Source organism: Arthrobacter sp. 10N44_2, from assembly GCF_056394385.1.
In genome coordinates this window covers 37,031-43,841 of record NZ_JBFTHT010000026.1, presented here as the reverse complement: position 1 = coordinate 43,841, position 6,811 = coordinate 37,031, and the positions used below count along the sequence as shown (strand labels likewise).

Here is a 6,811-nt window from a genome sequence, read left to right as displayed (position 1 = left end):
AATGTACTGGGCACGTTCGGTGCCTTGTTCCTGAATCAGGGTATCCAGGGACTCCAGCCATTCGGCGGTCTCTTCCGGATCACGATCAGGCAGCTGGTTTGTCAACCCGCTGAGGATATGGGAGGTATCTTCTCCTGCAGCCACGTCCACCTCACTCTTCATCGTTGAATGGTGATCAATATTTTTCATTATGTGGAAAAACTTTCTTGCATTTCGAGATTATCGAGAGAGGCTGGGACGCGTCAACATCAGCGGCGCATCACCGCGGCCCGGCAGTCACAATCGGTTGAAAGGTCGGTACACAAGGCAACGCGGGGTCAGATACGGCCCATAAAGCCGCCCGGCATCGGCCGTATCTGACCCCGCGTTGCCTTGGCGGTCAGGCTGAGGTGAGCAGCCTGCCCCACCGCGGGGAGAGCAGCGGGGCGCCGGCTATTTTGAGGCAGTGCCACAGGGTCACGGCCACCGAATCGAGCACGGGAACGCCCATGGCCGCCTCGATTTCCTCCGCGATGTTGGCACCGTAGAGATTGGTGCAGAGGTACACGAGCGCGTCCGGGTTCTGTGCCGCGAGTTCCAGGGATCCGGGCCGCATCTCGGCGTCGGAGACCCGGGCGAATGATTCGTTGTCGCTCAGGCCGAGGAAACGGTGGTCAAGTGTTTTGATCCCGTCCCGTTCGTAGGACGCCACGATCCGTTCGTTGACGTCCTCCGTGTACGGGGTGAACAGCCCGATCCGCTCGGTGCCGAAGGACCGGAAGGCCTCCATGTAGGCCAGTGTGGAGGTGGTGGCGGGAATGCCGGTGGCGTCCTGTATTCCCTTGACGAGTTCGCGGTCGTGATCGGCGCCGAGCCACGATCCTGAAGTGCCGTTCCACGCGATGACGTCGACGTCGGCGGTCGCCAGGATCTCGGCGGCAGCCCGCATTGCCGGGGCATCAAATTGCCGGTCGGAGGAATCGTCGAGGGCGATCCGCGTGACCTGGATCCTGGCGAAGTGGATTGTCACGTCGTCGCGGTCGCCGAGGATCCGGTAGCTTTGCGGCTCAAGGCAGGTGTTGGAGGACGGCACGATCATGCCGATACGGGTGGGGCGGGTTGCGGAAGGCATGGGTGCTCCTAGCGGGCAGCGGGGTAGACAGCGGCGGGGGCGGGGGTGGCGCTGACGGGGGCGGTGGCCGCGGCCGCGGCCGCCTGGTGCTCGCGGAAACCGTTTCGGGCCACAAACTGGCCCACGGGGCCGGGGTCATGGAAGCCGCCGGCGTCCAGCACGACGCGTCCGGCGGACACCACGACGGCGGGCCAGCCGGTGAGCGTCCTGCCGTCGAACGGCGAGAAATCCGTTCCCATGTGCAGGGCAGCGCCGTCAACGGTGAGTTCCTGTGCGGGATCGAAGACGACGAGGTCGGCGTCGTACCCTGCTGCGATCGTTCCCTTGCCCGGCAGGGCGTTGATCCGGGCCGGACCGGCGGCGAACACTTCCACGAAATCCTCCACCCGGGCTGCCCCGCCGGTGGCGTCCATCATGGCGGTGAAGGTGACAGGCATGCGGGTTTCCACTCCCGGCAGGCCGTGCGGCATGGCGCGGATGTCATCGGATCGCTCGCGTTTTTGCGTGAGGTCGTAGCAGGAGTGGTCCGAGGCCACCGTGTGGATGGCTCCGGCGGCAAGCCGGTCCCGCAGCGCGGCGACGGTCTCGGGGCTGCGCATCGGCGGGCAGCAGGCGTACCACTCGGGGAAGGACGTGCCGTAGACGGTGTCGTCCAGGGTGAGGTAGTGCGGGCACGTTTCCGAGAAGGCGTCCATTCCGTGGCTGCGGGCCCCGGCGACGAGGTCTACGGCCCCCGGCGTGGACTGGTGCACAAAGTAGACGGGAGCGTTGGTGTACTCGGCCATCGCCAGGGTCTCCTTGACCGAGATCTCCTCCGCGAGTTCGGGCCGGGTCCGGTGCAGGTGTTCGATGCCGATGCGGCCGTCGTCCGCATGCTGCTGGGTGCAGTCGGCAATGATGGGATCGTGTTCGGCGTGGATGTAGGTAAGGCCGTCGAGCCGGACCATCTCGCGCATGACCTTCAGGATGGTGTCCCCGTCGGCCATGGTGGTGCCCCGGTTCGTGGTGTACATCTTGACCGAACGGACACCTTCGGCGGCGAGCTGTTCGAGCTGCCACGGCACAGTCTCGTCCCACTGGACCACCGAGCCGTGCAGGGCGACGTCGCAGCGGGACTCGCGTGCCAGTTCCTTCTTGTGCAACACCGCGGCCAGCGGGGTCTCGCGGGCGTCGCGGGGGATGCCGAAGTCGATAATGGTGGTGGTGCCGCCCCAGAGGGCAGCGGTGGATGTTGTCCGGTAGTCGTCCAGGGTACGGAACCGTCCGGTTACCTGGGCGACATGGCAGTGGCCGTCCACGCCACCCGGAATCACCAGCTGGCCGGCGGCGTCGATGGTCCTGGCGGCAGCGGGGACCGGCTCAGAAGCGTCCACGAGCTGGACGATCGTCCTGCCGTGCACCACGACGTGCACATTCTGGCGGCCGAAACTGTTGACCACGGTGCCGTTGGCAATGACAAGGTCTGGGGTGTGGGACATCGTTGTCCTCCTTCGAGAAAGAAAATTAGTGGGACGGTGCGGGCAGCCGGGTGGCGTGCTGCGCCGTCGTGAGGGCGGCATCGAGGTTTTTCGAAAGCCCCTTGCGGGCCTTGACCGGTGGCGGCGCGAAGGCGCCGGCCCGGTGCGGACCGGACTGGAGGTTGACTACGGACTGGGCCATCTGGATGCCAGCGGAAATGCCGTCCACCACGGGAACGGGGATCTGGCCTGCAAGCTCGCGGGCAAGTCCGGCGAGCGGCGCGCCGGCGAGGATCACGACGTCGGCCCCGTCCTCGGCGACGGCCTGGCGGCTGAGCGCCAGCAGGGTCTCCTTGAAGTCCTGCTGCACGGAACCGATGCCGTTGAGGCTCTCGTTGATGGAGCGGATCGAGGCCAGCCGGCCGGCGAGCCCGAACCGTTCAACGCAGTCCAGATACCAGGGCCGGATGCGGTCCGAGATGGCGATGATCGAGAACCGGTGCCCCTGCAGGGCGGCGGCGCAAAGTGCCGCCTCGGTAATTCCGATGACGGGGACGTCGGCGAGTTCCTTCAGCGCCGGCATCCCTGGGTCGCCGAATGCGGCGACCACCACGCCGTCGACGCTGGCGCCGTCGCGAGTGTACTCTGCGATGATTTCGGCGACGGCACCGGCGGCGATCAGCGATTCAAAGCGGGTTTCGATGTATTCGACGCCGTGGCCGGCGGTCCGGACTACCAGTTCGGTTCCGGGCGAGGCTGAACGCCGGGCTTCGGATTCGATCAGCGAAGTGACATCGTTGCTGATGTTGGGGTTGATGACAAGGAGTTTCATTACTTCTTCCGATGAAGGTCGGGTTCCGTCCGGCGGAAATTCTCCGGAAACTGTTCCCGGTATTTGTCGATGTGCGACGCCGACTGGGCAGCCGCCCGGTCAGGGTCACCGCTGGCGATCGCGGTGTAGAGCGCCCGATGTTCTTCGATGAGTTCGGGGAGGTCGCTCACATGCCGGAACAGCCAGTGCATCCGGCCCTGGAGGGGTTCGAGCGCCGATTTGAGGAAGCCGTTGTTGGCGATCCGGGTGATGGCATCGTGGAATTCGCTGTTGGCCCGGTGGGCGTCCATAATGGCGCCCTTGGCTAGAGAGAGCTCGGCCACGTCCAACAAGGCTTCCAGCGCACTGAGGTCCTCCGGTGTGGCGCGGGCCGCGGCCAGCCTGCAGGCCAGCACTTCGAGCGACTGGCGGACGTCGAAGAGATCCTCCACGTCTTTGGGGCTGAGCGAGCTGACTTCGGCCCCGCGAGCGCCGCGGTCGCTGACCAGGCCTTCCTGGCGCAGCATTCGCAGCGCCTCGCGGACCGGGAGGCGGGAGACGTTGAATTCGGCGGCGAGGTCGCGCTCCACCAGCCTGGTGCCGGGAACGTAGTGCCCTTCAAAGATCCTGTTGCGGAGGGTGTCCCGGACAGCCTCCCGGAGGGGGCGTTCCTTGTCCTGGGTTTCTTCTGCGGTAAGCATGGTGCTCCATTTCGGGTTCTTTATGGCACTGCGTTCCCGGCTTCGGGAACTGGTGTTTCGTGGCCTAGCTTAGACAGGGAGCCGCTTGTTGTAGTTCAGGGTCAGCACGGATGCGCCCATGATGATCGCGGATCCCACGAAGTACAGCAGCGCCCAGGTGTATGAGCCGGTGGCACCGACGATCAGGCCGACCGCGATCGGGGTGACGAAGCCGGAGATGTTGCCGCTGAAGTTCATCGCGCCGCCCAGGACGCCGGCGTTGGTCCGGCCACCCAGGATCGAGGGGATGCTCCAGAAGAGGCCCACCCAGCGAAGGAAGAACATGACGACGGAGAGCAGGACTACCGCCGTCGTCGGGTCGGCAACGACGGTGACACCGACAAGGCCGCCGATCACTACGACGCTTGAGGTGCCCAGGAGGGTGCGCATGACGCGGTTGGCCGAGGCGCCAGATGCCCGCCATTTGTCGGCGATGGTGCCGCCGAGGATTTCGCCGACGAAACCGGCGCCGAAGATCACGAACGTGGACCAGCCGATGGTCTTCAGGTCAAAGCCCTTGGCCTGGGCCAGGTAGAGCGGGCCCCAGGTGAGCAGGCCGTAGAAGACGCCGTTGAAGCCCAGCCAGCCGAAGCACATGGCCCAGAAGGAACGGAACTTCAGGTAGGGGAGCAGGGCGCGCTTGCCCTTGCTGCCGTCGAGCTCGGCTTCGGCGTCCTCGGCGGCGTGGGAGGCCTCGATGTACTCGGCCTCGGCGTCGTTGACTCCGCGGTGCTGGCGGGGGTTGTCCCGGACGTACCACCAGACGGCGAGGCCCATGAGGACGGTGGCGGCGCCGGCGATGATGAAGGAGCTCCGCCAGCTGCCCGTCGAGGCGATCAGGCCTGCGATGAGGATGCCGCCGAGCCCGGCGCCCAAAGGGGCTCCGGCGTCAAGGATGGTGGCGCCGCGGCCGCGTTCCGATTTGTGCATCCAGATGGCATTCAGTTTTCCGCCGGCCGGCATGACCCCGGCCTCGGTGACGCCGATGCCCAGGCGGGCGATGAACATGCTGACAAAGCCTCCGGCCAGGCCGGAGGCCGCCGTTGCGGCGCCCCAGCCGACGCAGGACGCGGTCATCACCTTGCGGGGGCCGAACTTGTCGATCAGCCAGCCGACCGGGATCTGCATGAGGGCGTAGGTCCAGAAGAAGGCTGAGAGCAGGAGGCCCACGAGCTCCGGGGCCATGTTGAATTCCTTCTGGATGATGGGCAGGGCAACAGAGATGGATCCCCGGTCGATGTAGTTCACGGACACGAGGACCAGCAGGAGTAGGAACATTTTCCATCGGACATTCGTGCGCCGTTGCACGCCGTCCTTGGAGCTTGTGAGGTCATCGGGCTGTACTGCTGTTTCGGTATTTGGAAGAGACACAACTTCTCCTTGATAGAGAGTAAACATGCCGGCAGGTGATGGGGGATTTGTTTGAGGGTCAGGATGCCGGAGTGTGGGGCGTCCTGTGCGCGGGCCGTGTGTCGATCGCAGCGGTTGATAGGGCTGATGTCAGCGCTGACATCAGGTTCGGATCAGGTGCAGAATCTGGGAGGGCGGGGCCCGGTAAGCTTTCTTGTTTTGGGATCCCGATTTGGGATCCCAAAATTCAGATTAGGAGTGACGTGGGCCACTGTCAAGGGTCATGGGCCGGCTGGGCCGGTTCGCCGCGAAAATGTCGTTTGTGACTGGCCCTGGGGGCGGGCTGCGCCGGAACATGGCTGCGCCGGAACATGGCTGCGCCGGCCACCAGGCAGGGAGGCCTGTTCCCGGAGCGGTGCCGGGGCCGGTAGGGGTGTGACGTGGTGCTGGCAGCCGGTCTTGGCTGCTCCGGGCTTAGCTGCCCCGGTAGGTGGAGTAGGCGAAGGGGCTCAGCAGAAGCGGGACGTGGTAGTGGGCCTGCGCTTCGGACACCGCAAAGGTCAGTGTGACTTCGGGGAAGAAGGTCTCGGTCCCGGCGGCCTCGTAATAGGCTCCGGTGTCGAAGCCCAGGCGGTAGGTGCCGGAGCCCAGGCTGTCGGGGCCGAGCGACTTCACGCGGCCGTCATCGTCCGTGGCGCCGGCCGCGATCCTGACCCAGCGTTCGCCGTCGAGCCTGTCCAAGGTGACTGCGACGCCCGCGGCGGGCTTGCCCGAGCCCGTGTCCAGAACGTGGGTAGTGACGTGGGAAGTGCTCATGCGCCTATCAGTCCTTCGAGTCGGAGTACCGCGATTTCGCGCAGCTGCTGGCCGACGATCACTTGTTCTTCTTCGGGAGTGTGGGCGAGCCGGGCGTTGAGGGCCGCCAGGATCTCCTCGCGGCTCCGGCCGGCCGCGCGGATCAGGAAGACCTGGCCGAATTTCTCTTCATAGCTCCGGTTCCCGGCGTCGATGGCTGCGGCGACGGCCGGATCCGGAGCGCCCAGGCTCGCCTGCTCCGATTGGGAGAGCCGGGCCTCCACGCCGTTTCCTGCGGCCCGTTCGCCGATGCGGGGATGGTGGGCCAGCGCGGCTTCCACCTCCGCCTCGGTGAACGGTTCCGCCGCGCGGCCGGCGGTTTGGAGGAGGATTTCCGTACTGTCGAAGGGCCTCAAGCCGACGATCTCCTCAATCCATCGCTCGATGTCCAGACAGGGGCGCAGGGCGGCGGCGGCCTCCGCGCGTCCGGCGGCATTAAAGTCGTCCAACAGCATGTGCCAGATCCTTAGTGTCAATGCTGGCATCC

General features: G+C 65.7%; 8 protein-coding genes. All 8 read right to left on the bottom strand.

The features are described 5' to 3' along the window. The coding region (locus AC1DBX_RS19780) for a hypothetical protein (RefSeq protein ID WP_476863771.1) at positions 1-189 on the bottom strand (189 nt) is incomplete at its 3' end. Positions 190-379: 190 nt separating this feature from the next. Beyond that, a complete protein-coding gene (locus tag AC1DBX_RS19775) occupies positions 380-1,111 on the bottom strand; it encodes a maleate cis-trans isomerase family protein (RefSeq protein ID WP_476932563.1) in 732 nt (243 codons plus the stop codon). 8 nt (positions 1,112-1,119) lie between these two features. Further along, complete coding sequence (locus AC1DBX_RS19770) at positions 1,120-2,589, bottom strand: amidohydrolase family protein (RefSeq protein ID WP_476932562.1); 1,470 nt, start codon at positions 2,587-2,589, stop codon at positions 1,120-1,122. 25 nt (positions 2,590-2,614) lie between these two features. Next, positions 2,615-3,400, bottom strand: coding sequence for an aspartate/glutamate racemase family protein (locus AC1DBX_RS19765; RefSeq protein WP_230009168.1), 786 nt, complete (start codon positions 3,398-3,400; stop codon positions 2,615-2,617). After that, complete coding sequence (locus AC1DBX_RS19760) at positions 3,400-4,080, bottom strand: GntR family transcriptional regulator (protein ID WP_476858188.1); 681 nt, start codon at positions 4,078-4,080, stop codon at positions 3,400-3,402. Before AC1DBX_RS19760 ends, AC1DBX_RS19765 begins: the two co-directional genes overlap by 1 nt. A gap of 69 nt (positions 4,081-4,149) precedes the next feature. Continuing rightward, the gene (locus AC1DBX_RS19755) at positions 4,150-5,490 is read right to left on the bottom strand and encodes an MFS transporter (RefSeq protein ID WP_476858189.1); all 1,341 of its coding nucleotides are present in this window, start codon (positions 5,488-5,490) and stop codon (positions 4,150-4,152) included. A 453-nt stretch (positions 5,491-5,943) separates the two neighbouring features. Further along, a complete protein-coding gene (gene uraH / locus AC1DBX_RS19750; RefSeq protein WP_476932561.1) occupies positions 5,944-6,285 on the bottom strand; it encodes a hydroxyisourate hydrolase in 342 nt (113 codons plus the stop codon). Beyond that, a complete protein-coding gene (gene uraD / locus AC1DBX_RS19745) occupies positions 6,282-6,779 on the bottom strand; it encodes a 2-oxo-4-hydroxy-4-carboxy-5-ureidoimidazoline decarboxylase (RefSeq protein WP_476932560.1) in 498 nt (165 codons plus the stop codon). Before uraD ends, uraH begins: the two co-directional genes overlap by 4 nt. Between the last annotated feature and the right edge of the window lie 32 nt (positions 6,780-6,811).

Excerpts from the sequence above, each read along its gene's own strand:
- AC1DBX_RS19775 (WP_476932563.1), bottom strand. The coding sequence starts at position 1,111 with ATGCCTTCCGCAACCCGCCCCACCCGTATCGGCATGATCGTGCCGTCC.
- AC1DBX_RS19770 (WP_476932562.1), bottom strand. The coding sequence starts at position 2,589 with ATGTCCCACACCCCAGACCTTGTCATTGCCAACGGCACCGTGGTCAAC.
- AC1DBX_RS19765 (WP_230009168.1), bottom strand. The coding sequence starts at position 3,400 with ATGAAACTCCTTGTCATCAACCCCAACATCAGCAACGATGTCACTTCG.
- AC1DBX_RS19760 (WP_476858188.1), bottom strand. The coding sequence starts at position 4,080 with ATGCTTACCGCAGAAGAAACCCAGGACAAGGAACGCCCCCTCCGGGAG.
- uraH (WP_476932561.1), bottom strand. The coding sequence starts at position 6,285 with ATGAGCACTTCCCACGTCACTACCCACGTTCTGGACACGGGCTCGGGC.
- uraD (WP_476932560.1), bottom strand. The coding sequence starts at position 6,779 with ATGCTGTTGGACGACTTTAATGCCGCCGGACGCGCGGAGGCCGCCGCC.